Raw genomic sequence first — 25,058 nt, 5'->3', positions numbered from 1 at the left:
CGCGCCGATCTCGGCGGCGAATCGTCGGAAGTCGCTGTGACCAGGTAGTCTTCGCAGACATTGCGAGACAAGATCGCAGGCGCGGGCGGTATCGCCCCGCCGATCGGCGAGGCGGGCGGACAGGAAAATCTGCTCCGGTCCGTCCAAGGCGGGGTGGCCGGCGATCTGGTCGAGCACACCGCCGTCGGCGTCCTCGAGATTGCCCAGCAGCAATTCGTGCCACTGCGCCAGTGCATCGGCCCGTTCGTTCTTGCCACGCCCGAGGCCGCGCGTGCCGGCGGCCGGGGCGGTGTCCAGCGCCTGCAGATAGGCTTCGGCGAAACGCTCCCAGGTGTCGGCGACCCGCAACATCCGGGCGAGCACCACCGCCAGCGTAGTTTCCTTCGCGGCCACCGGGCCGTCCCCACGGCGGGTCCATCCGTAGCGGGACTCCCATCGAATCAACTGTGGCGCCGCGCTGTCGGCGAACGCGGCAAATCCCCGGCGCTCCAGCCTCGAGGTCCACAGCACCGAAACCACATCGGAGACGACGAACCCGGCCGCCGCCATCGGGTCGTCGGACCGGAAGTAATCGTAACCGGCTGTTTCGCAAGCCAGATCGATCAAACTTTCCAGGGCCGCTTCGGCAGGGCCGGGGTCTTCGGCACGCAGCGCCCGCTCGGCGGCGGTCGCGAGCCGCTTGAACTCGAACCGCCATCGCGTCCGCTCGCGCGGCGTCACCCGCCGATCTCTGCCCAGGTAGGCACCAGCCCGCGCGAGCGACACGAAGGTGTCGACTTCCACCCCGATCGCTTGGGCGTCGAGCGCGGCCTTCTCCGCACGTGCAGGACGGGCACGTCCATCGCCGGCCAGTTCGGCCTCGATTCGCTGGCGAACGTCCGCGGTGCCACGCCAGTACACGTTCCACAGCGCCTTGCGCAGGCGGTCGTCATCGAGCGGTGCCACGACTCGGAAGAACTGCTCGCGGTTCATACGGTTTGACGCCATTGTGATCAGCCCAGTTGCATTGCCAGGTGCCGAGCGTGGTCCCGCCGGGTCACCAGCCACTGGCGTTGGGCCGCGATCAGGAACTCCGGCGAGCCCAGCGAGACGTCGTAGGTGTCGTCGGCGAAGCCCCCGGCGCGCAGCATCGAGGCGGCGCGCTGGGAGACACTGCCGGCGCCGGGGCCGAAGTGGCCCGTCACATCTTTGACCTGAAGGTGAACGTCGTGCCCAGGCAGTCGCCCGAAGAGACCGTTAGCCTTGCCGACAATCCAGACCAGCGCTGCGGCAGCTGTTTCCACCCGGCCCTTCCGCCGAAAGAACGCAGGGTCGACGGACGCGACCCGAGCAAGCACGCGCCGACACGCGGTGCGGTACTCGACGTTGAGCAGTTCGGTGCAACACTGATCGGCCAACGCGAGGACCTCGGCCACTTTCGCCGACACGTCGTCGGGAATGCCGGCCCACTGAAACGGCTCGTCCGGAAGCGGTGCCGGGTCCAGTCCCATCAACTGTTCACGGCCGCCGACGTCACGCGCGAGGCGGTCCAGCAGCGACACTTCGAACGAATCCGCGTCACCTCCGGATAGGGCGGACAGCAACGCTACCGCCCCTGCTGGAACAGCCGAGTCGATGGCCTGGCGAAACTGCGGTCTGCATGCGTCGATCGCGGCCAGGGTCTCGTCCGTCAGGTCGGGGCGGACCCCGGCCTCGTCGTGGGCGAAGCGGACAAAGGCCCGTAACAGGTCGGGTGCCAGTGCCAGATATGCAGCGGGTGCAATCACCTTGCGCGGTAGCCAGTCACCCAACAGGATCTCGGCTTTGACCGCGCTCCATCGCAGCGGATCCCCCGGTCCGTAGTCGGTGGCGTACCACAACAGCGATTCGAGCAGATCGCGATTGTCGGCGTCGTCGAGTTCGGATCCCCACCGCGAGGTGAAGAACCGGTCGGCGAGCCGGGCGAGCTGGGGTGGATCCCACTGGGGGCGTGCGTATCCGGTTCCGCCGCCGGGAAGTTCGCGGATGAGCCACTCGAGCACCGGACGGCATGCGGGCCACGACTCGGTCTCCAGGGGCGGGAAGGTCGCCGCGGCGACTTCGATAGCCTCCTCCAGCCACGTGCGGGCATCGGCCAGGCTCAGTTCCTCCCAGGTCAAGTCGGGGTCGTCGCCGATCCGCTGATACTGGGTCACCATCTCCGCGACGGGTTCGGGCACCACGAAGGCGTCCTTGACCAGGGTGCCGAGGTGGTGGTCGACGTAGACGACGGCGGTGACGTCGTAGCTTCCGGCCAGCCGCACCCCGAGCATGATGTTGTCGCCGTCGCCGAGGATGTGCCCCATCCGCACCGCCCGATACGTCGACGTCTGCGCCAGCCGGGTCAGCCACTGCGGCTCGATGCGGCCGCGGCCGGCCAGTTCCCGCCGGATCCGGGCACGCAGCATCTCGTCGTCACCGGAGACGGCCGCGATGACGGCGATTAGCGCGGTGGTCTCCGGGGTGGCGACGTCGATGAACATCGCGGCCAGGTCTTCACGGGTCGGCGTGTCCTCAGCCTGGGCCCGGGCGAACGGATGTTGGCTTTCCCGCGGATCGATGGCCGCCAACAGCGAGCTGACGTAGGTCAGCAGGTGCAGCGGGTCTGGGTCGGCGATCGCCATCCGCACGTCGGTGAACAGATCCGGCTCGGCTGGCTCGCGATGGGGGAGGTTCGCGCGCCGTCGCGCCGGACGACGCTTGGCAGCGCGGCGCTGCCGGTTGGACTTGGACATAGCCGTCACGGTAGTACGCCGCCGTTCGCCATTCTGGCGCGGAGGACACGACCCCATCGCCCCGTCGAGATTTCCAGCCTCGATAGTGGCGCCGATGTTGTCAGGCCGACCTGGCGTTGGCTCCCCGCAGCCGATCGCACGCCGTGACGAACCGCGCCCATTCGGGGGACGTGGGGCGGACCGCACAGTTCAACACGGCGTCCTCGGCGACCACCAGTCCGGGCGCGTCGGGCGCCAGCATCTCGGCGAGTTTGACGATCTGTCCGGCCGGGCTGTCTTCGAAGCGCTGGAACACCCGCTTGCCGATCCACTTCTGGACATTCTCGATTCCGGCCGCCACGTCCAATTCAGGGACGCGCAGTGCTCCGTCGCACTGTCGGATGTGCTCTTCGAAGCGGTCTTGCCAGCACTCGATGTGCCAACCCGGCCACAGCTCGGCCAACTCGGCAAATATGCCCAGTACGTCGTTGGTCTGCCACGCCCCCACTGTCTTTCGTGGGACGTCGATGTGGACACCGCCTTCGGGGATCTTGCCGAGCCGGATACGCCGGATTCCCGGGCCGGGCAGCTTGTCCAGCAGCGCCGGACCGTGCCACGCCTGGCTGAGGTCCCACCACAGCGGCCAGAAGCGCAGCTGACCCGTGGCGTCGACGACGGATACCAGATGGCACAGGTGGTTTCGTCCGCGAGCCAACTTCAGTGTGGGCGCCTTATCCCACAGTTGCGGCCGCAGCTCGGCACCGACATAGCCGGCCAGTTCGGCGGTCCCGTCGTACGCCCAGCAGATGTCGTAACCAGGCCACACCGCGGCGAGCACCTCCAGCATCGCGCGACGCTCGTTCATCCCCACCATGACCTCGTCGCCGAAGAACACCACGCGGCGACGGTCGAGATCCACCACCGCACCGCCATCGGCCCACAGCGGGTCGCACCAGTCGTTCTTCTCGCAGCGCCGCAGCGAGTCCGCGTACCGCACGGCAAGGTCGGGTCCGCCGATCAAAGCGTCGAGCATGCGGCAACCACCCCAGTGCGAGTAATACAGCTGCCAGTCTTGGTCCTTGACGACGACGAAGTTCGCCCTGTTGCCCATGTCGGCCCCCATCTGTCCTGGCGCGACTGGGGTCGCGCCCGTGTCAGTTGAGCGTCCGTCGCGGGTCCGACATGTCGACGCACGAACCCAACCGGAAGGACGGCGCCTGTGGATAACACACCGTCGCGTCCGCTTCGTGTAAGCGGCTCCCACAAGAGTCGGAGGCGACCGCTGTCGCGGGTAATCTGCACGTACCGAAGTGCGAAAGGAGGCGCGCGATGTCTGACATCGCCCACGTCCCTCCTGGGCTGCTGACCCTCGAGCAATGGGATGCGCTGGAACTCGACCCGACGCGACGGTGGGAACTGCACGAGGGGACCCTGACCATGTCGCCGCGGCCAGACCTCTGGCACCAGCGCATCTCCAAGAGACTCACCCGCCTCCTCGACGATCATCTGCCCGACGGTCTCGAGGCACTTCCCGAGATCGAGGTGATCACCCGCGCGGCATTCCCCCCGAGTGTCCGCGACCCCGACATCGTCGTGGTTCCGGACCGGGTCTTCGAGAATCGTCCCGCCCGAGTCGCGGCGACGCACGTCGTCCTCGTCGTCGAGATCGTCTCACCGGGCTCTCGCGGCACCGATCACGTGACGAAGGTGCACGAGTACGCCGCGGCGGGCATCGAACGCTATTGGATCGTCGACCCCGACGCGGCGGGCGACGATCGCTTTGTCGCCTTTCGCCTCGACGGCAACGACTACCGGCGGGTCACGGCACTGTCCGGGGACAGGGTCCGGGTGAGCACCCCGGCGACGATGGAGTTCGCGATCGACGATTTGACCGGACGTTGACACCGATCTGACTGCCCTGAGCGCCGGAGAGAACGGCGCTTTCCCTGATGATGGATCAGCCCTCTGCCGGTGGATTGGCGTCATCCCCCCTGCCTGGCGTCCGTTACGTTGAGAGTGGGACCAGGGGAGGAATGATGCTGATCGACTCTGTTGTCGCGATGGCTTACGCCGATGGGGAGGGCGCCGTTCGGATGCGTCCTGTGGCGTCGCTTCGGGTGACACTGCGACGGACACCTCACTGGCCAGCGGTGTCCCGCGAGCCCGCTGACCGTGCTTCCCTCCCGCTCCCGGCTGACCAGCTGGAACCCTGATTCATTGTCCTTCACAGGGCCTGCGGTGGGTGCTGCCGGCCGGACTGTCGAGCGCGCAGTGGACCAGATCAACACCAACCTGAAACTCATGCCCGAAACGCGGTCATGGAAAGGTGAGGCGCACCAGGCGGCGTCGGAGATGTTCACTCGCGCTGACCATGTGGCGTCGAGCCTCAGCGCCTCCACCACCGCGATCGGTGAGGCGCTACAGCAGGGCGCGGACTCGTTGGGCGCGGCGCGAACCGCGCTGTTGACCAAAGCCGACGAGATCGACCTCGGCGAACTGTACGTGACAGACCAGTGGGTGGTGCTGATCAAACCGGCGCCGCTGTCGGCCGAACAGGTCGCGCTACTCATGCAGAAGATCCCTTCCGAGCAGGCCGTCATCAACGAGCTGCTCCTGGCTGTCGGCGAGGCCGATGACGGCACGACCGCTGCGCTGCCCGCCGCAGCGCGGGAGTTCGGCTTCACAGCGCCGACACCGGGTGGGCTCGGCGACATGATGCTGTCCGGCGCGAAGAAACCCCAGGACGACGTGCCCGATCCCGGCGAACCTCTCGGGCTGCTTCAGCAGTCGGTGATGCGCGGGGAGGACATGGCCACCACCGTGCGCGACACCAACGAGGAGATCGTCAACGACGACGAGTTCCGCAAGACGCTCACCATCCAGGACGGCAGTAAGCACGTCTTCTGGGAATACGGTCCGCCGGAATATCCGGCAGGCTCCCACACGCACTACGGCCCGGACGGCGACGTGATATCGAGCGGACAGTCGTGGACGACGTTCGAGGGCATCGCGAAAACCGAGATCGAGTGGGCCGACGGGACGATCTTCACCGCGACGGAGACACCGGACGGTGTCCGAACAGCCGGGTTCACCCTGCCCGACGGACGTGGCGGCATCGTTCCGCCGGACAACCCGTTCTTCACCGGCCCGGTGCCCACGGTGGCCAGCGGCGCCCTGACCGGCCTGGACGCGCACATCAGTCGCGGGGGACGGCTGCCGATGCTGTCCATGGACGCCGTCGAGAACGTCGGGAAGGGGGCGAAGTTCGGTGGACCCGCGATCGGGATCATGAGCACCATCTATTCCGTCGCCGCGGCCGAAACGCCGTATGACCGCTGCGTGACGGGGTTCGCGGGTGGTTTCGGGGTGGTCGGTGAAGTCGCAGGCGCGACGGGTGGCGCCTTTGCCGGCTCCTTCATCCCGGGTGCGCAGGCCGTTACCATGCCCGGTTTAGCGGTCATCGGCGCCTGGGGCGCTGGCGAATGGATGAGGTCGGTCGGCACAACGGTCGGGGAGAAGTTTTGTCAGTAGCGAAACTGCCAACGCCCTCGAATTGGTCACGGCGAGTCATCCTCGCGACATTCGGCATTCTGCTGTTCGCAGCGATGGCGGTTGTCAGCGTCGTGCAGCTGGCAAGAGCGCTCGGCCGCGGCGACCTACTCGCCGCGGCCGTCGCCGGCGGATGGGCGCTGGCCACCCTGGGCGCGCTGTCGGCCATCGCCGTCGGCAGGCTGCGCTCGGGGAGGCTGGTCGGAACCGTCGAGCGTTCCGGGATCACATTCCGTCCCGACCGGTTCGCCGGGGGGCTCGTTGCGTGTTGCTTCCTCGGTGGCGCCGTCGCATCGGCACTGACCCTGGTGTTCCGCAACCGCGACGGCGAGGAGCTCCCCTTCTCCTCGGCGGACCGCGCCAACGAGCCGCTCTACATGTCGACACTGCTGGTGCTGATGGTGTTGGGGTTGGGCGTCCTCGTGGTCCATGGCTTGGGTTATCTCCGGTTGACACCCCGCGGAATCGAGACCACCGAGCTCTTTCACATCCGGTCAGCGGAGTGGGACGACGTCACCGCGATCACCGACACCGCCCCACAGAAACCCCGCCGCGAACCGATCTCGTTCTTCGTCAGGGACGCCGAGCGTCCCATCGTCGTGACCGGCGCCAGCGGCTACGCAACCAACGGCGCGGCGCTGTACTGGATGCTCCGGCACTACTGGCTGCATCCGGAGAACCGCGGCGAACTCGCCGACGGCCGGGCGCTGGAACGCCTCCGGTCGGAAGACTTCGCCCCCGAGTAGCGGGTCGGCGTCTACATTGGGTATCGATGTGGCCGTGCGGCGCGCGAGAGGACCGCAGGCAGGCAGCGGGCCAGGTTCGCCAAGCGATTGCGCGCCGCGCTGGGGTCGTGAGCTCCTGTTCATTTCAGGTCGAGGGCACCGATCTCGACGGCGAACTGCCGGAAGTCACTGTGGCCAGGGCGCGTTCGCAGACTTTGTGAAACGAGATCCCGGATGATGCCCGCGCAGTCCGACCGCCTTTCGAGCCCGCAAGACCCGGCGTGCAGTTGCTACCAGGGTAGCATTGCGGTATGAAACTCAGTATCAGCCTGTCCGACGCCGATGTCGCAGTCGTCGACGCGTACGTCGAGCATGCTGGGCTGCCCTCCCGGTCGGCGGCCATCCACAAGGCGGTGCAGATGCTGCGCTACCCGACCTTGGAAGACGACTACGCGCGAGCCTGGGACGACTGGTCCCGCGACACCGACGGTGACGGCTGGGAAGCCACGGCCCAGGACGGCCTCGGCGATGCGCCGCGGTGAGATCTGGCAGGTCGACCTGGAACCCGTTCGCGGAAGCGAAGCCGACAAGACCCGGCCGGCAGTCATCGTCAGCAATGACCGCGCCAATGCCGCTGCCGCCAGGCGCCGCCGCAGCGTGATCACCGTCGTACCGGTGACCAGCAACACCGACACGATCTACCCGTTCCAGGTACTGCTGGATGTAGCGAACAGCGGCCTGTCCGTCGCATCCAAGGCTCAGGCAGAACAAGTCAGATCCGTCGCCGCGCAGCGCCTCGTGGAACGGGTCGGCCGCGTCTCGACACAGGAGCTCGCAGAACTCGATGACGCGCTACGGCTTCACCTCGCGCTGTGACGGGCGGTCGGGTGTGAGGCGATCCGGAGACAGACCATGACCACCAGGACGCCGGTGTCGACGTGGGCGCCGCTCGCCTCCCCGATCTTCCGTGCGCTCTGGATCGCGCAGTTCGTCTCCAACCTGGGCACCTGGATGCAGACGGTCGGTGCGCAGTGGATGCTGGTCAACGACCCACGGGCGGCGGTGCTGGTGCCACTGGTGCAGACCGCCACCACCCTGCCGGTGATGCTGCTGGCGTTGCCGCCGGGCGTGCTGGCCGATCTGGTCGACCGCCGGCGGCTGCTGATCGCCACCCAGGGCGCGATGGCCGCGGCGGTGGGTCTGCTGGCGGTGCTGACCGGCACCGGGCTGACCACCCCGACCGTGCTGTTGCTGCTGCTGTTCCTCATCGGCTGCGGCCAGGCGCTGACCGCGCCGGCCTGGCAGGCCATCCAACCCGATCTCGTTCCGCCCAATCAGGTTCCGGCAGCCGCCGCACTCGGCAGTATGAGCATGAACGGGGCGCGCGCGGTCGGCCCGGCGATCGCCGGCGCGTTGGTGTCGCTGTCGGGGCCGACGGTGGTGTTCGCGCTCAACGCGGTGTCGTTCCTGGGCATCGTCGTGGTGCTGGTGCTGTGGCGCTCCCCAGCCGCCGAGCAGAACTTCCCCGCCGAGCGGGCGCTGTCGGCGCTCAGCGCCGGCGGCCGGTTCATCCGCAGCTCCCCGATCGTGCGGCGCATCCTGCTGCGCACCGCGTTGTTCATCGCGCCGGCCAGCGCGCTGTGGGGGCTGCTGCCGGTGATCGCCGACCATCAGCTGGGCCTGTCCGCCTCGGGTTACGGGGTGCTGCTGGGTGCGCTCGGCCTGGGTGCGGTGCTCGGCGCGGTGGCGTTGTCGCGGCTGCGGGCCCGGTTCGAGGAGAACACCCTGCTGGTCGTCGCCGCGGTCGGGTTCGGCGGGGCGACGGCGGTGCTGGCGTTGGTGCACCACTTCGCGGTCGTGCTGGTGGTATTGGTGTTGGGTGGGGTGGCCTGGCTGCTGTGCCTGTCGACGCTGAACGCCGCGATGCAGCTGAGCCTGCCGGGGTGGGTGCGCGCCCGCGGACTGTCGGTGTATCAGCTGATCTTCATGGGCGGCCAGGCGCTGGGGTCGCTGCTGTGGGGGCTGCTGGCCGGGGCGACGTCGCCGGTCACCAGCCTGCTGGTCAGTGCCGCGATGCTCGGGGTGTGCGCGCTGTCGTCGATCTGGTGGCCGCTGCACGCCAAGACCGGGAACATCGACCTGACCCCGTCGACGCACTGGCCGGAGCCGACGCTGATCTTCGAACCCGAACCGCTCGACGGGCCGGTGCTGGTGACGACCGAGTACCAGGTCGCCCCCGAGAACGAGGACCAGTTCCTGGCGGCGATCGCCGTGCTGGGGCGTTCCCGGCAACGCACCGGGGCTGCGCGCTGGCGGCTCTACCGCAGCATGGAACGCGAGCACACCTTCGTCGAGACGTTCATCGTGCGGTCCTGGGGTGAGCATCTGCACCAGCACCACACCCGGCTCACCGGGCAGGACCTGCTCATCGAGCAGGCAGTCGAGCGGCTGGCGGAGGGGACGTCGGTGTCGCATCATCTGCTCGCGGTGCGCACGGCGCGGTGACGGGTTCGCCCCCGGTGGTCGACCTGCTCACCTCAGACGAGTCCGAGCGCCTGCACGAGCATGAGGCCGGCAGGAAGACGATCACGGTCGCGGGGGCTGCGATCAGGCCGATCAGCATGCCGCGACCCACCTGACCCGGAATCCCTTGGCACAACCTCAGCACCACGGCCACCACGAGATTCATCGACCAGTAGCGGCAGCACGTAGATGGCGAGGGTGGACCACGGCAGAAAGATCTACACGGCGAACTGCACCACCAGAATGTTGGCCAGTGCCGCCGCGCCAAGTTACCGGCCCGGTTCGCGGAGTCGTGGGGTCGTTCATCACCGCAGAATCCAGAACCCGTAGATGACGGCCCCCACGATAACGATCGCGAAAGACCCGGCGATGCTCAGCCCGATGCCCTGCACGCGTGGCAGTGCGGATCGCCCCAACAACGCCGCCACCATACGAACGACGAACAGGACCGCCTCGCCGAGGAGGAAGAGCAGCGGCACGGCGGCACCGAGTACCGCCCGCACCAGTACACACGGCCTCGCGATGAGCAGTGCGGGGACGATTTGGGTCATCGGCGGCGCGGTCTACGCGGCGGCGGCTCATCTTAGTGCGTACACGGCCGAAATAGCTTCCGCAAACTGCCACACAGGCGCTGAACGCAGCTACAGAGGGATGCGCGGCGATGAGCGAGTTCTTCACCAAGACCACACGTAAGGGAGGCCCAATCTTCAACAGGAAGAGCGGGCCGCCGAGCGAACGGGACTAGCGATGCAATATCACCTGCTTCTCCGCGCGCCCACTCCAGCGCCATCTGGCAGCTGCAGCGCCAGTCGAGCCGATGAAGTCAGGGTGTCCGGCTATGGTCTTCTGTGTGCCGTCTCAGCAGTCGAAGACCCCGAAACCCAAGCACGGGTACGGGGTACGCCTCGTCCGAGGGCCTTTTGTCAATCTGGCGGCGCATAGCGAGCACATCGACAATCCCGATTCCTTCGTGGAGTACGCGAAGCAAACTCGCTCGGCTACAGGAGCGCCCCTGGCTGCCGACTTCTTCAGCGGAGCTGGCGGCCTGAGCTTGGGTCTGGAGCGGGCGGGCTTCAAAGTCGTGTTCGGAGCGGATCACGAGCCGTTCGCCAGCCGGACGCACGCACACCACTTCGGCGGTATGTCGGTCGACTGGGACCTCTCGGATCCAGATGTCGTAGCCCGACTGGGTGACCTGATGCGGGAAGCCGAAATCGATCTGATTGCAGGCGGCCCTCCGTGCCAGCCGTTCTCTAAAGCCGGCCGCTCCATGATCCGTCATCGGGTGCAGTCAGGGCTCCGTGATCCCCACGACGAACGCCGCGACCTCTGGAGGTCCTTCCTTGAAATCGTGGACCGCTCGCGGCCCAAGGCAGTGCTCATGGAGAACGTCCCCGACATGGCGCTCGACCGTGAGATGTTCATCTTGCGCAGCATGGTCGAGGAACTCGAGCAGATGGGCTACTCGGTCGAGGAACGTGTGGTAGATACTTGGCGTTACGGAGTACCGCAATTCAGACAACGGCTCATTCTTGTGGCATTGCAGAACAACACGGAATTCAGGTGGCCCGCGGAAACAACACGGAAAGTCACCGTGTGGAATGCCATCGGGGACCTGCCTGAAGTCGAGGGTGGGTGGCGCCCCGAAGGCGGGGAACACGGATGGTCTGCATACTGCGGCCCAATCACAGCGTTTCAACGCGAAATGCGCAGCAACGTCAACTCGGCTGATCAAGACAAGGTGTTCGATCACATCACCCGACCCGTCCGCGACGACGACCGCGAAGCTTTCGAATCGATGACGCACGCGACGAAATACACCGACTTGAATCGGGAGCATCAGAGATACCGCGGGGACATCTTCGATGACAAATACAACCGCCTTAACGAAAATGACCTCTCCCGGACCATCACCGCACATATCGCGAAGGATGGTTATTGGTACATCCATCCGCGCCAAAGTCGAACATTGACGGTCCGTGAGGCTGCCCGCCTCCAAACATTTCCGGACAACTTCAGGTTCGACGGTCCACCATCTGCCGCTTTTCGACAAATCGGTAATGCGGTACCACCCCAACTCGGCTTCACGATCGGCCAGGCGATCCGAGAGTCACTCGCGGATCCGAAAGACGCCGGCCCGCCTACGAGGCAGACGGCGCAGACGATGGCGAAATGGATGCGCAGGTCTAGGCATGTCCGCGCTTTGCCGTGGCTGCGATCCAGTAGCGGGAAGGCGCCGTCCCGATGGCTTGTGATCGCCGCCGAGGAGTTACTCGACCGGGCACCCGGGCCGCTCGTCCGCCACGCATGGAATTTGTTACGGGAGAACGACCAGCCATGGACGATGCCCGCGGCGAAACGCAGGAAGTTCAGGGAGGAACTCGCGTTCATGGTGGAAAACACCGGGCGGGAGTCGCGCTTGGAGCGAGTCTTTGCGCTATGCGACCGAATCGCCAGCGCTCCGGAAGCCCTGAGCGGAACAGCTGACCAGTTGCGGTCGCAGCTTGATCTCTCCGAATCGGTCGCAGATATCTCGGTCCTCGCTTCGCCGGTCGAGACAAGGGAAGACGCAGAGGCGGGGCCGGAGGAACCCGTACTGGTGACCAAGGGCATCCTGCGAGTCGCCGGCAGGTTTCAGAACAATGATGTCGACCGTCGCAATCGCCTCACCGACGGGCGCCTCGCTGTCGCGAGAATGGTCGGTTTTGGAACCTACTCCCGCGATGCTCACTTGGGCCTGATCGAGTTGGCGAATAGGTGGTGCCGTCCGGCAAAGCCCGAGTGTTCCGAATGCCCGTTGCGTGCTCACTGCGCCGAAGGCAAGATAAACCTGACGTCGAATCCGACGCTGTACTGATTTCCCCGTGATGTCCCTACAAGCCCAACGCCTTGGCAATCTTGGGCTCGGTACGGCGCAGTTCTGCAGCGATTCGCTTGAAGGCACCGATCTCGCCCGCCTCGAGCGCTGCTCCTTTCAGTGCCAGCCCTACCTCCAGGCCCGCAGCCGCATTGTCGTTAGTGGGGCGGTCCCGGCCACCACCTTTGGAGCCGGATGACTTCCGGTAGAGGTCATCCGCCAGTCCACACAGCTCGTTGATCGGGCGTTCGATCATGTTCCGGAGCTGCCCCGGCAGCGCGACCCGCATCTTCGCAACGTTGATGTTGAACGCCTCGTCAAGGTCGGTGTCGAACTCGACACTCGCGCGGGCTAGCTTGGTGTGCTCGTCGATTGCCCGAACTCCCGCCCAGCCGCCCCACTGGACAAGCCGGCCGGCCCGGTAGGTGTACAGGCCTTGCTGCCGGTTCCATTTGAGCGGCCCAGACATGCGGTCAAACTCGACCGGAGAACTAAACTGGTCGCGGCCAGGCAGGACGAAGCGCCGCAGGGTGACCTGCCCCGCCGCGTCGCCGTGCTCAACCTCAAAAACCTGCTCCACCAATTCACGCGTTTCGGGCTCGGAACGGGCGAAGGGATCCCAGGCGACGAGCTTTTGTCCGTTGACCGTGAGTACCAAAGCTTCGCCGGACCGCTCCCCGCTGAGGAACTTGTGGAAAACCATGGCCAAGTGCTGAGCAGCGCGATGCTGCAACGTCTCGAAACGACGCCTCGCCCAGCCGCCGGCAGCATTCTTCGCGGGCACTACCCGGTCCAAGTTCTCCCACACTATGACAGTCCCGGGAGTGTCCTCGAGGAGATTGCGAGCCCGTTCGATGATCTCGGTCCGGTCCGGCTCAATGATCAACCAGTCATCAAACTCCGCGATCAGATCAAGATCGAGCTGGCGTGTCTGGATCACGCGTCGTTCAGCCGAAGTCCGAGTGACGACGGTGAGACAGCGCCCTTGCGATAACGAAGCGGTCTTCAAGCCGAGCCCATAGCGTCCGAGGTCGCCCAACCCGTAGGCGCGCCGGCTACCGAACCGGAGGGCCTCAGTCAATCCGTTCAAGGTCATCCCACGTCCGTTGTCGGCGATGAACACCCGGGACGCCCCACCGTCGAACTCGATGAGAACATTTACCTGCGTAGCGCCGGCAGTGATGCTGTTGTCGACGAGGTCAGCGATGGCCGAACTGAAGTCATACCCGATGTCTCGTAGGGAGTCGGTGAGGCGAGCCGCAGACGGAGTCACGCTAGCCATGCGCTTAGGCACAGAGCCCCCTTTCATTCACTGAGACCAGGTTCCCACGAAGAATCAACACCACCTATTTCGACTCGCCGGCGCGCTCTTTCGTTCCCGCCAAATTCGATAGATTCCTTCAGCCGCCGCCGCTGGGTCCTCGTGCTCCCACACATGGATAGGCGTCCAGCCCAGATCGATGAGCTGGCGATCCTTTCGGCGATCGCGTTCGACGTTTGCTTCCAGCTTTGCCGCCCACCACGCTGAGTTGTTCTTCGGTGACGTGCCATGCTCGGGACAACGATGCCAGAAGCAGCCATCGACGAATATCGCAACGCGCACCTTCGTGAGGGCAACATCCGGTGTGCCTGGAAGTGCCCTGAGATGTACCCGAAATCGCAAGCCTCGGCGATGGAGTTCTCGTCTGAGCGCAAGCTCCACGCCGGTGTCACCACGAGGCATGCACTTCATTTGCTTGCTGACCGCGGCACTTAGAGGCGTCGGGCGCGAGGCGCCCTTGGGAGGATCAATATTCATCGAACCAAATTCTCAGATCTACGAGCCCTTTCCGCTCTCGGAAGCGCAAAGGGCTCCGCCGCAGGGGGCTAGGTGCCGACATGTGTCGAGTTTCCGCGGCATGCTTGCTCGCGCTGTCACGGCGCACAGGTTCCGTAAGCCGATCAGTAGCGCCTTCCAGCAGTTTCAACTACTAAGAACATTACACAATTGCACATTGGATCCGCTCGAGTCGATCCGCGACCTTCAGGAATGCATCACCTTTGCCATTCAAGCTCTCTGCGCCAGATTCATCAATAATCACCCGACTCTCCGATGCGCCTCGGCACCGAAGCGCCAACTGAGCTGGGAGATTCGACCGGACAGTAGTGCTGATATTCTCTGCGCTCGGCTTCTGAGTGGCAACAATTAGGTGAATGCCACAAGCGCGGGCCTTCTGCGAGAGACGCTTTACATACCCTTCGATTTTGCGTCGGGCGTCCAGTTCAGACACCAAATCAGCATATTCATCAAGTACTATCACATGCCATGGCAACTGCTCTTCAGGCGAAACTGCTTCATTATACTCCACAAGACTCCGCACTCTCAGCGCCCTAAAAAGACCATATCGCTCTTGCATCTCATCAATCGCATTGGACAGTGATTCGATTGCGTCATCATCGAACGACCCGATACTGCCCAAGAGATGTGGGGCAGACTCAAAGGCAAGCAACTCGGTCTGCTTCGGATCGATTAGTACGAGACGAAGTTCATCAGGCCCGTAGAAATGAATGAGCCCGTGAAGAATTGTATTCAGCGCCTCTGACTTTCCGCTGCCCGTCGTACCCCCAATCAGCATGTGCGGCGAGTTCGCCGACGAGAAATCGATATCTACCACCTCGTCACGCTGGTTTATTCCAAGAGGAACGGACAGTCCGCGTTCCGGTCGGCCTGCCCACCGCTTCCACAACTCAGCCGCGCCGACATAGTAACGGTCCGCGTCGGTCTTTGGAACGTCGATGTTGACCGTTCCCCCACCGATCGCAAACCGAAGCAACTTGCCTTCGTCAAGGCTCAAGGCAAGCCGCAGCGCACCGTCACGCTCGCTAATCCTCTTGGGGTCGACGCCAGCTCCGGGCTTGATTCGGAACTGAACAAAAGCCGGACCCTCGACGTATGGCGGTTTGTCATCCTTTGGGGAGTGTACTAACACGTCGAAGCTGGCTAGGGTGTCAAGGATCTTCTGATACATACCGATAAGGTCGCGATCACTCATCCGTGACGGCTGGTTGGCGACCCCAGAAAACTTCGAGCCTGATTGAGGGTCGTCGCTTCCCATCGGACCGCTAGCCTGCGCAGCGTCTGTTCCGGACGACGCATCGTGCTGGCACGGCCCGCCATCCGAGGGTGAGGTGCGCTGCTCCGAGGCGGACGAATTCTCCGAACCGAAGTAATTTTCTTCAGCCGGAATCTGCCTGTCATCGATCAGCCCCAAGACCTCCGACGACGAGGACTGGTACGTGAACACGTTGCCGGAACTATCGAGCGTATGCTGACCTTTGCGATCATAGATACAGATCGAGTAAAGGCCTTCGACATAGGCGATATCAAAGTCGCCAGCCCGAAATTCTTCGCGGACAACTTCATTGATCATCGCCGCATCGTCGGCGACCCCTTCATGGACATCACGACTCACGGCTGAACGAATACTAGCGAGTATCTCGTGGCGCCAGAACTGCGCGTCCTTCGGTCTCGGCGAATCTTGATCACCGGTGGTCAGCGCATCACTAATAAGCTTGAGCGTCCGAGTCACTTGCTGCTTGCCATGCGCGTCGTACTGTTTGCGCAGCTTTCCTTCGACCACCAAAACTCCAACTTGAAGCCTGCCGGCATCTCTGACCAGATCAATTCGGCATAGGTCCGCGCGAATAGCGTTGTCGCCCCCGAACCAGTCGGAGTGCTCGTCCAGTGAGATCCATATCGCATTTCCCTGAGGGGGACGATGCCGCTCGGCCATACGCTTCGCCACCATCAAACCAAGAACTTCCTCGGTTATGCGTGACACACCCGTCGAGCGCAGGATTAGGCTTGGCGCTACCTCGCGGATCTCATCATAGACTCGGACAGCCAACGCTTGACTGTCTAGACCGGATATCACCCCCGAGATCCGTTCGAGCTTCCGACGCAGCCTCTGGATCACGAAACTTTTTCCGGCGTTAGAGGATACAATCAGAGTGAACAGCCCACTAGGCCCCACATGCTCCCGAACCGTCAACACTTCTGGTCGTTGGGGCAAACTTTCAATCTGGTCACGGCCAATGTACCGATCAAGGGTTACCACCCAGTGACAGCATTCGTGGAGTGCAGCAAAAAGCTCACCGGCCTCCTCAAACCTAACTCGAAGCTTCACATAGTCCACTGAATCGGGGTTCTGCGGTGAGATCGCCTCCGAGCGGAAGAGTCTGACGTTTGTTGTCGACCAATCGTCCAGCACGGGATCGGCACTCTCAGGGCGTAGGACTATCGACACCGAACCCGCAGCCATCTCGCGGTCAACGAAGGTCGATTCATCGTAGAGAGGGTGGAACGAACCAGGTCGGTCTTGCGGCGGGTCTGAATATTCGTGCACATCGACTTTGTCGCCGAAGAAGTTAGGGACAACGGCTATATCGAACCGTTTCTCCGCGAGCGCTTCCGCCGCCTTAAGCTCACCATTCCAATCGGACAATTCAAGCTGCAGCGGGGGGCTGAGCCGCTTACTTCCTACAATACGGCTGGCCGTATCCAACACTTGGAAGCTCTCGACGAGCGAGTCCCAAGTCTCACGTGGCGCGTGGACGTGGCACTGCACCTGGAGATCTCGCATCTCGACGTCACGGCGAACCATGTCGACTATGTGGAACGGCACTGAACCCCCAGCCGGCAAAATGAAGACCAGACTGATTCCGTCGCGCTTATGGGGGTGGGCGCGCAAGTAGCTCCTGATCTCGCCAACAATCTCACCAAGTGCAGCGGTGTCCAGTTCAGACTTCCACAGACTCGTGACGTGACCCTCACGCTTAATCGCCGCGAAGGTCTCCGAGAGGCCATTTTCAGCCACGGGAATGAGTAGCGTTCGATTTCTATTGGAGAGAATTGGCGGGTGACCATGAGGTGAAAGTTGTTGCAGCGCATCGAAGTAACGTTCCTCGTTCACGCTATTCAACTGAAGGGTGCGATCAAGTGCGCTCATACAGAGCTCAGCTTGCTCACGCAGATACGCTGCATACCAACGGATTCGAAGAGGATGGGAGAAAATCATCACACTACGCGATGACTCGATGCTATGGAGAACATCTAGAGAGAGCAGGCTCTGCAAGTGCGGATCGCTAACCCCACCTGGGACAAATTCCTTACGGGCAACTGACAGTTGTCTCGTCCATTCGCCGACGTAGTCGTCTATATGACGGACCTCGAGTCCCTTTTGAGCGACAGCTCGGAGGAAGTCGCGGCGAAGATCAAACACCGACGAAACTATCGGGTTGGTGAAGGCCGTACCACGGTCAAGAACTTTCACCAAACTAGATAGCGGGACAAGCCGCGCAGCCATTTGTTTTGCAAGCCCATCGAAGTCACTGGACTCGCACTCCCATATCTGGGAAGTACCGACCGCGTCATCTGCCGCGATCATCAACCAGCCGAAGGCGAGCCACTGGAGGTCTTCCGGGCACCATCGCAGATTCGTCGTCGCTTCCAGCAGCGCGCCTCCGTCGTCATGGCTCCGGCGGATGACAATCTCGACCGGCACTCCATCCCATTCAACTGGCCTTGCCGTCTCGTCCTCACCCTCGGGAGGGGCGCCCGACCCCACAGTGGGAGCGGGCTTCATCGCAAGGAGCGCAGGATCAACCCAAAGAGTGACACCAGCGCTGTCGATCTGTGACTGTTCCACAATGTCGGCAAGAGTCGGCCCGTACAGCAGCGCGAAGAGCCCTACTGACGGGTTCTTCTCCGTTTCCGCTGGCGCGAGACCGCACCGCAGCTCCAACGTCGCCCCTTGAAGATCATCTGCATCGAAACTGCGCAGCGCTTCCACGATCTCGATGAATGGATTGCCGAAAAGCCGGTCGCGCGGGTACGCGAGCTTGCTTAGCAGTTTCTGGGTAGCCGGCGACAGAATATCGAGCAGCGCCACTCCACTAGTGGACGCCGGCGGCTCTTCAACTAGCTTTCTGGCAGATTCAGCGTCGCGCGCGTTGAGATCATTCTGAATATTTAACGCATCGAAATGCCCGAGGTGTGAGGCGTCTCGGTTCGTGATCTCTTCTCGCACGCGGTCTCCGAGCGGAGTTCCCGTGGCACGGACACCCGAGAATATCTGCCGGTAGATGTAAAACGGAACAGCGCGACGCGACTCTTCCGTCTTGGATTCCACAAATGAAATGCAGGCATCCCGCCAGTCCGCCTGCGACTCAGCGTCCAGCTCAGCACCGTGCTGGTCGACGAAGTCCGTGGCATCGACCTTTACACGCAGTTCAGCAGGCTCTTGGTCGGCTACGCCGCTAGGGTCCATGAGATCCGCCAGCCGGTGGTTTATTTGCAGCCGGCGCCCGGGACTTGAGTCTTCGTCCCACTGCTCATCAGGGAAGAGACCAAGCTTGGGTAGCGACCGGCCTACGGAGGCTCGGAGCTCTAGATCATCGATAGCATAGTCACTGGTGGCATGAATCGCCTCACTAGCGGCAAGGGCAAATGCCGCAAAGTTTCTGACGGATACACTTACGTCGCGTGCTTGGAGATCATCGCGCACCCGCAGCAAGAGGTGCGTCAGTCTGTCTGGCATCGGACGCGCCCGACCGCCCGACTGCTCCCAGGCGATTTCAATGACTTTGCGAGCTGGGTCAAACCTCTGTGTTCGAATCGACCCATCAAGATAATTCCTATCTTGGATCGTGAACATCGACTCTAAGCCTTGCTCATCAGACTCCACTTTCGTCTGTACATAGATCAAGCCGTCCGTGTTATGGTTTCGATACCAAGTGATCGACTTGTCTGCATCTGCAAGAAACCTTTCGTCGCAATTGATTTCTGCGTCGTGAGCCAATACGACCGTAACGTACCGTAGGCCGTCGTATTCAGCACGCTTCATCCAGTACCGCAGAAATGCTTCGACCTCGCCTTTCAATAGATTTTTCAGGCGAAGCGCAGGCGGCTCCGAATTGGTGTCGCTCTGCCTCATCATTGGTTCCGAGAGGATTTGCCTTGCCGTGGCGTAGGCGAGTTCGGCGACGATGGATTCTGTCATTTCAGAGTCCTTGTTCCGACCATACGAGTGGCGTCCGAGTACGCATGCATTAGGCCGGCGGCTTGCAGCTCAGACGCAAAAGCTTCCTCGTTATCCTCGAACACGCTGGCATCCAAATATCTTAGGAGGTCTGTTCGAGCCGCACCGTCACGGCCGAGAACCAAGCCGTAATTTCCACATAGCACGCCTACAAAATCCTCAAACGAAAGTTCAGAATCTGAGGGGACATGCGCCATCACCAACGATTCCAAAAGGTCCAGCCTCATGACGAAGTATCTGCGCCCCTTGAACGAATTTAGCATGCCAACCCAAGCGCAGGTACGGGTGAAGAAGCCAACAATATCTTGACGGGATTTAGTTTTGAGCCCCTCGTCCGAGGGAAGGCAGCTCGCGGCGGCTCGCCCCAATTGGGCAGCGATATCCTTCAGCGCTCGGCTAGACTCCCTCCTCAGCTGACTGGGGCCCGACCCGTTATCGACGATTACTTCCGGAGGTTGGAAACCCAATCGGGAAGCAGCACGATCCTTTTGACAAATCGCAAGCCAGAAGCCAGTCCAATTGATGATCGCTTTGACCCGTGCGGTAGAGGACAACCCGACATGAGACAAAATCGATGCAATACCGTCTCTGAAGTGATCATCCAGAACATCGTTTCTCGGCTCTGCTTTTTGCTCAATATCATCAGTGACGGGACCGGTTTGGTGGCCATGAGAGGCAAGTGCCGCAGCCAACGTATCGAGTGCAGTTGATTCTCGGTCAGGCATAAGTTCACGGAATCCGACACGGACGAGCTCTCGTCGATCACTGTCTGGATCTCGACGTAGGACTTTGTGCGCCAGCGCGCCGCCCCCACGGAGATATCGGCGCTGTATGTCGGCATTTGCTTCACTGTCCTCCTTGCGCGACTTCCGCGCATCCCAGTGAATCAGAGACCGTGTGTACGGGAAGAAATGAGCAGCTTCCCAATTTTTCGAACCGCGGTCGGGAACATTCAACTGAAGACTACCTAGTAGGCTACCAAGGGTATTTGTGGAATCCTCGCCGACAAAGGCATTCTCAGCCAGATTTCTTTCCACAAAGTTTTCTCTATCCCAAACCAAACGCCGCGCGAAGTCTTGCCCAGTCCTAATATATGTAGGAGCTTCGGCATCGGACAGAATGTCCGTTTGGCACCCGTACACAAGATTTAGTAGTTCGAGCCCTGGATATTGACCGGCGCCGTCGGCAACGAGTACGCCACCGAACAGTTGCTGAGATATATCCGGTGTTTTCACGCTTCGACCCCGCTAACCACTATCACATCCCCCTCCTCAAGCGTGACCGTATGCATGCGACCCCTAACCATGACATCGATCGTGTCTTGGTAGCCAGGGCCACGCCGTTCTGCGAGCAAAGCAAGAAAGTTCATAATTCTGCGAATATCGTGCCCATAGAACCCGTCTGGGAGGTAGCCCGAGGCCGCCCGCATGATGCAGTCGAATGTCAGGAGGTCCAAAGAGAAACTGTCGGCATTCCCCCCCTTCGTCTCGACAGACAGGACAACCGCCCTATCGAGCCAGTCAACCACGTTATAGAGCGCGTACCGTTGATTCAATTCACTAACATCCCACGCTTGAGATTGGGCCGTGAGTTTCACCATGCTCGAAGGAATTTTGCGCGCGATAATCGCTGCATGATTAGTCGTTCGCCCGAACGCAGGATCGACAAAGTGCAGATTGCTCTCATTTCTGGGCAGCCTTAGGCCTTGAATTGTGTGCAACCCTGCTATCAGCTGGTTCTTGATCCTGACTCTTCGGGTCCTGTCTGGTTGGCCGCCAACCAGCCAGCGGAAGTCATCATAGTAGCGGAAGCCAAGACGACACGCTTGAAGGTCGGCCCCACCGTGGTCGAAGAAGTCACGGCGTCGCAGGCTTCGAATTACGTCTCGGGTGAAGCGCGCCTCCTCATCTCGTTCCATTCGGTTGCGGGCATCAGCGAGGATCTCATCTATTCCGTTCTTTGCGTCTATGGTCTGCGTTCGGTTTGCCAACCCGCCTGTGAAAATGAGCTCGAATTCTGCATCTGGAAAGTTGTCAGGCTCATTGATAAGGCGTTCATCGACCGTACGTTCCGATATTTGACCAGGATCGAGTTTTCGCATTGCTGCGAGGATGGGAATGCGAGCAAGTTTGTCTTGGCCTATCTCCTCGGGCGCATGAAAGAGAAGGCTGTAGAACATATAGGCGTGCTGCCAGCCATCGGGCTTGGTCTGATGCAGAGTATGCACCTCGGGACATCTGAGCCCACCCGTAATGAGGTACGCAGCGGTCATCAGAATCTCCCGAATCGTGATCACCGTGCCTAGGCGTTCTGCGACTGCGGCTACTTCGCGAAGCCGTTCTCGGCGGACTCGGCCAGCGTCGCCTTGAAGGAGTGCCACATTCTTGCGTATCGGACACACAGTCTTCGCAGCGCAGGTATCGCAAGATGCCCACCGGCGGTTAGCTAGCCAACCGAGGCGCTTACCCTCGCCGGATAGTACCCGCTCAAGCAGAGAGTCCGGCGCCGCGGCGACAGACTGGAAGTTGAGGTTGATGATATGCAGCTGACCATCTTGCGACGCCAAACCCGAGGCGAAGGATTCGTTGAAGGCACGGCGTATCCCTGAGAGCCGATGGTCTTCTCCCGAGCTAAGTACCGACCTGAGACGGCCTTCATTGACGCACACGATGCTGGTCGAGCTTGACCCGTCGTTCGCAATTTCTGCCAAGCGTTCACGCGCCGTACTGAGATTGAACTCCGAGAAATCTTTGAAAATCCGCAATTTTCTTCTGTCGGGTTGGGTCTCGTGGGGTTCGAGAAGCCTCCCGTCACCGCATTCACGAATCGCCTTTCGCGTAGCTTCCGCGCTGTGCCCGAGATACTCACGAATAAGTCGACTGCAGAGATGTGTTTTTCCGTGGCCGGCGTCACCGGTCAGCAATACCAGGCTTGGCGCCTCATTAAGGACTTCCTTGAGGTACCGCAATGCTGCGGTGTCGAGCTCAAGCGAGTCATCCGAGTGGCGGTTCTCCTCGTAGATCTGATCGTAAGACGCATCGAACGGCAGATACCTATGCAGGCGTTCTACGTTGTTGTTAACCGCGTAACTCAACTCTCCCCCTTTGATCGCAGAGGCCGATCTCGGCGTTGTGTGGACAGGCCATGTGAACCGGTGCACTAACTGCGGCGGAACTGCGACCACAGGCTGCACAATGTCGCAAGTGTCCGCGCATGACGGAATCTTTTCTTACCAGAAGTGGCCGACAGATCAGCGGGTAATCTTTGCAGTGTCGCCGATGGCCGAAGTGCTGTTGCTAGCGGAGCCCGAGGCGTGGCCACAGGCCTCGGGCACCAAGGCCATTCATCGGCCACAGCTCAAAGTCCCGCTACCGTCTCCCCATGACCATCCTCGCCGCGGTCATCGTCGTCGCCACCCTGATCGTGATGACCACCGGCCGCCAGCCCGCGGTCCTGGCGCTGATCTGCGCCCTGGTGGTGGCCGGGCTGGCCGGCATCGCCACCCCGGCCGAACTGTTCGCCGGGTTGTCCAACGGCGGTGTCATCACCATCGCTGCGATGTTGGTCATCGCCAAGGGAGTGCTCTACACCGGCGTCATCACCCGGGTGACCTACCGCCTGCTCAACGGGGTCAGCACCGCCACCCAGACCCTGGCCCGGCTTATCCCACCGGTCGGCGTCGCCTCGGCGCTGATCAACACCACCCCGATCGTAGCGATGCTCATCCCCGCCGCCAAGGAACTCGAACGCCAGTCCGGGGTGCCGGCCCGCGGGGTGCTGCTGCCCATCGCGCACGCCACCACCCTGGCCGGTTCAGCCACCCTGATCGGCACCAGCTCGAACCTGCTGATCGCCGGCATCGCCGACCCGGCAGGTGTCGAGCTGACCATGTTCAGCTTCGTACCCATCGCGGTGCCGGTCGCTCTGGTCGGCTGGGCGGTGCTGTTCATCCTGGCGCCGCGGATGCTGTGCGGCGCCACCGAGCCCACCGAACGAAAGCTGGAGTGGCGAGCCGAGATCCCCGTCGCAGCGCACTCCAACGCCGTCGGACGCACCGCCGCCGCGCTCGGCGTCGCGACCACCCCGGACTTCGAGCTGCTCGAGATCCAGCGCTGGGGTGAGTCGGTCGACGCGTCCGAGCCGATGCAGCCCGAGGATGCGCTGGTCTACCGCGCCACCGAATCCGGGGTGCGCACCCTGTGGGCCAGCCCGCGCTTCGGCCAGGCACCCCTGGACCTCTACATGGTGTCCACCTCCACCGACGAACAGAAGTCGGTGCGCGACCTGGAGGTCGACGACAACATCGAGGTCATCGCCGCCCAGACCACCAAGCTGCTGCGCGACGCCCCGCCCGCCCCGGCGCGGTGTGCCTGGTCACCGCCCGCTCGGTGGACAAGCTCGCCGACAACCCACTGGTCGGGCTGTGGCAGAAGGTGGCCGGCAAGGCCCCGCAGACCCGCAAGACCTGGATCGCGCTGCTGATCCTGCTGGCCGTGGTCACCTCCGCCGCGCTCAACCTCGCCCCCATCGAGCTGATCGCCGTCACCGGCGCCACCCTGATGGTGGTCACCGGGGTGCTGACCCCGCGCTCGGCGGTGCGGGCGCTGAACTGGAACATCCTGGCGATCATCGCCGGCTCGGTCGGCCTGGGCGTCATCGTCGTCAACAGCGGCCTCGGCGACATCATCTCCTCGGCGATCCTGTCGCTGTCCACCGGCAGCACCGCGCTGGTGGTGCTCGTCATCGCCGCCGGCACCACCATCCTGACCAACATCGTGTCCAACGCGGCCGCCGCGGCCATCCTGACCCCGGTGGCGCTGACCGTCGCCGACACCACCGGGCTGGACCCGATCCTGCTGCTGACGCTGATCGGCACCTGCATCTCGTTCACGTTCATCAACCCGTTCAGCCACCAGTCCAACCTGATGGTGATGAAACCCGGCGGCTATTCCACGGCGACGTTCGTGCGGTTTCGGCATCCCGCTGATCCTGGTGTGCCTGACCGCGGCGTTCCTGGTCGGCTGGGGTCTGCTGTCGTTGCGTTGAGACCGCGCCCACGGCGGAGAAGTGCGAGTGGGGGCCGCCGTGAATGCGGTATGAACGAGGCATGGACGTAGCGACGGGGTCGTCGGCCGACGCGGAGTTCGCCGAAGCAGCCCTGCGCAAGCTGCGGCAGCGCATCGAAAAAGCCAACTCCGGAGGGCGCGGCCCGTATCTGGTCTCGCACGCCTGGACCGCCGGGCCGATGCTGCACGTCGTCTCCACCGCTCCGCCGTCGGACCGGACCTGGGGGCTGGCCCGAGACACCACCGAATCGGTCGTCGATCCCGGTCCGTGGGCGAACGACGACGAGGCTGCCCGGTACTACTACTTGGTGGACTTCGAGGAGAACCAACCCGCGACGTCTTTCCGCAGCCCCGGCGACGACGATTCGATCTGGTGGTTCGGCCACCCACGGGACGGCCTGCCCGAGCGGCCCTCCGACCTTCCGGAGGACACGCGGTACCGGGCGACAGCACCACCAAATCCGCCCACCGCCAATCAACGAACCCATACGAAGCCACGCCGGTACGGGAACCGCTTCGAGTAGATC

General features: G+C 62.8%; 19 protein-coding genes and 1 pseudogene. 11 read left to right on the top strand and 9 right to left on the bottom strand.

Going from position 1 to position 25,058, the window contains the following annotated elements; all coding sequences use genetic code 11:
• Positions 1 to 447: 447 nt before the first annotated feature.
• From ACXAID_RS04410 to ACXAID_RS04400, 3 genes and pseudogenes are all read right to left on the bottom strand, one after another.
• Positions 448 to 987 (bottom strand): annotated as a pseudogene (locus ACXAID_RS04410) (hypothetical protein); the annotation flags it as partial.
• A 5-nt stretch (positions 988 to 992) separates the two neighbouring features.
• Positions 993 to 2,753, bottom strand: coding sequence for a DUF6398 domain-containing protein (locus ACXAID_RS04405; RefSeq protein WP_475020969.1), 1,761 nt, complete (start codon positions 2,751 to 2,753; stop codon positions 993 to 995).
• Positions 2,754 to 2,853: 100 nt separating this feature from the next.
• Positions 2,854 to 3,843 (bottom strand): hypothetical protein, encoded by a 990-nt coding sequence (locus ACXAID_RS04400; protein ID WP_475020968.1) that lies wholly within the window; start codon positions 3,841 to 3,843, stop codon positions 2,854 to 2,856.
• 218 nt (positions 3,844 to 4,061) lie between these two features.
• Between ACXAID_RS04400 and ACXAID_RS04395 the strand changes: the two genes are divergently transcribed.
• From ACXAID_RS04395 to ACXAID_RS04365, 7 genes are all read left to right on the top strand, one after another.
• Positions 4,062 to 4,634, top strand: a complete 573-nt coding sequence (locus ACXAID_RS04395; RefSeq protein WP_475020967.1) for a Uma2 family endonuclease — start codon at positions 4,062 to 4,064, stop codon at positions 4,632 to 4,634.
• Between the two features lie 399 nt (positions 4,635 to 5,033).
• Entirely contained in the window at positions 5,034 to 6,263 is a 1,230-nt protein-coding gene (locus ACXAID_RS04390) for a hypothetical protein (protein ID WP_475020966.1), read from the top strand.
• A 74-nt stretch (positions 6,264 to 6,337) separates the two neighbouring features.
• Positions 6,338 to 7,027 (top strand): hypothetical protein, encoded by a 690-nt coding sequence (locus tag ACXAID_RS04385; protein ID WP_475020965.1) that lies wholly within the window; start codon positions 6,338 to 6,340, stop codon positions 7,025 to 7,027.
• Between the two features lie 290 nt (positions 7,028 to 7,317).
• Positions 7,318 to 7,548: an antitoxin gene (locus ACXAID_RS04380; protein WP_475020964.1), complete on the top strand. Its 231-nt coding sequence runs from the start codon at positions 7,318 to 7,320 to the stop codon at positions 7,546 to 7,548.
• Complete coding sequence (locus tag ACXAID_RS04375; RefSeq protein WP_475020963.1) at positions 7,535 to 7,882, top strand: type II toxin-antitoxin system PemK/MazF family toxin; 348 nt, start codon at positions 7,535 to 7,537, stop codon at positions 7,880 to 7,882. The genes ACXAID_RS04380 and ACXAID_RS04375 overlap by 14 nt, the downstream gene beginning before the upstream one ends.
• A gap of 36 nt (positions 7,883 to 7,918) precedes the next feature.
• Positions 7,919 to 9,511: an MFS transporter gene (locus tag ACXAID_RS04370; RefSeq protein ID WP_475020962.1), complete on the top strand. Its 1,593-nt coding sequence runs from the start codon at positions 7,919 to 7,921 to the stop codon at positions 9,509 to 9,511.
• A complete protein-coding gene (locus tag ACXAID_RS04365; protein ID WP_475020961.1) occupies positions 9,508 to 9,645 on the top strand; it encodes a hypothetical protein in 138 nt (45 codons plus the stop codon). Before ACXAID_RS04370 ends, ACXAID_RS04365 begins: the two co-directional genes overlap by 4 nt.
• 189 nt (positions 9,646 to 9,834) lie before the next feature.
• Here ACXAID_RS04365 and ACXAID_RS04360 read toward each other — a convergent pair whose 3' ends face one another.
• Positions 9,835 to 10,080, bottom strand: a complete 246-nt coding sequence (locus ACXAID_RS04360) for a hypothetical protein (protein WP_475020960.1) — start codon at positions 10,078 to 10,080, stop codon at positions 9,835 to 9,837.
• A gap of 299 nt (positions 10,081 to 10,379) precedes the next feature.
• Between ACXAID_RS04360 and ACXAID_RS04355 the strand changes: the two genes are divergently transcribed.
• Positions 10,380 to 12,386 carry a DNA cytosine methyltransferase gene (locus tag ACXAID_RS04355; RefSeq protein ID WP_475020959.1) on the top strand — a complete coding sequence of 669 codons (2,007 nt, stop codon included), beginning with the start codon at positions 10,380 to 10,382 and terminating at the stop codon, positions 12,384 to 12,386.
• Positions 12,387 to 12,402: 16 nt separating this feature from the next.
• Here the strand turns inward: ACXAID_RS04355 and ACXAID_RS04350 are convergent, their stop codons facing one another.
• The 5 genes from ACXAID_RS04350 to ACXAID_RS04330 all read right to left on the bottom strand — a co-directional run bounded on the left by ACXAID_RS04350 (position 12,403) and on the right by ACXAID_RS04330 (position 22,559).
• A complete protein-coding gene (locus ACXAID_RS04350) occupies positions 12,403 to 13,668 on the bottom strand; it encodes an ATP-binding protein (protein ID WP_475020958.1) in 1,266 nt (421 codons plus the stop codon).
• Between the two features lie 54 nt (positions 13,669 to 13,722).
• Positions 13,723 to 14,184 carry a very short patch repair endonuclease gene (locus ACXAID_RS04345; RefSeq protein ID WP_475020957.1) on the bottom strand — a complete coding sequence of 154 codons (462 nt, stop codon included), beginning with the start codon at positions 14,182 to 14,184 and terminating at the stop codon, positions 13,723 to 13,725.
• Between the two features lie 181 nt (positions 14,185 to 14,365).
• Positions 14,366 to 19,426, bottom strand: coding sequence for an FtsK/SpoIIIE domain-containing protein (locus ACXAID_RS04340; protein ID WP_475020956.1), 5,061 nt, complete (start codon positions 19,424 to 19,426; stop codon positions 14,366 to 14,368).
• Positions 19,423 to 20,700, bottom strand: coding sequence for a hypothetical protein (locus ACXAID_RS04335; RefSeq protein ID WP_475020955.1), 1,278 nt, complete (start codon positions 20,698 to 20,700; stop codon positions 19,423 to 19,425). Before ACXAID_RS04335 ends, ACXAID_RS04340 begins: the two co-directional genes overlap by 4 nt.
• Positions 20,697 to 22,559: a hypothetical protein gene (locus ACXAID_RS04330; protein WP_475020954.1), complete on the bottom strand. Its 1,863-nt coding sequence runs from the start codon at positions 22,557 to 22,559 to the stop codon at positions 20,697 to 20,699. Before ACXAID_RS04330 ends, ACXAID_RS04335 begins: the two co-directional genes overlap by 4 nt.
• Before the next feature lie 287 nt (positions 22,560 to 22,846).
• On the opposite strand from ACXAID_RS04330, the gene ACXAID_RS04325 reads away from it, so the two are divergent.
• From ACXAID_RS04325 to ACXAID_RS04315, 3 genes are read left to right on the top strand one after another with little or no spacing between them, the layout of a single operon-like run.
• Positions 22,847 to 23,947, top strand: a complete 1,101-nt coding sequence (locus ACXAID_RS04325; protein ID WP_475020953.1) for an SLC13 family permease — start codon at positions 22,847 to 22,849, stop codon at positions 23,945 to 23,947.
• Positions 23,854 to 24,582 (top strand): SLC13 family permease, encoded by a 729-nt coding sequence (locus ACXAID_RS04320; RefSeq protein ID WP_475020952.1) that lies wholly within the window; start codon positions 23,854 to 23,856, stop codon positions 24,580 to 24,582. The genes ACXAID_RS04325 and ACXAID_RS04320 overlap by 94 nt, the downstream gene beginning before the upstream one ends.
• Positions 24,573 to 25,055, top strand: coding sequence for a hypothetical protein (locus ACXAID_RS04315; RefSeq protein ID WP_475020951.1), 483 nt, complete (start codon positions 24,573 to 24,575; stop codon positions 25,053 to 25,055). The genes ACXAID_RS04320 and ACXAID_RS04315 overlap by 10 nt, the downstream gene beginning before the upstream one ends.
• The last annotated feature ends 3 nt before the right edge of the window (positions 25,056 to 25,058 follow it).

The sequence above is a fragment of the Mycobacterium sp. ABE4_509 genome (assembly GCF_056160785.1).
The sequence above is the reverse complement of the archived record's forward strand: the minus strand, read 5'-3'. Positions and strand labels throughout refer to the sequence as shown.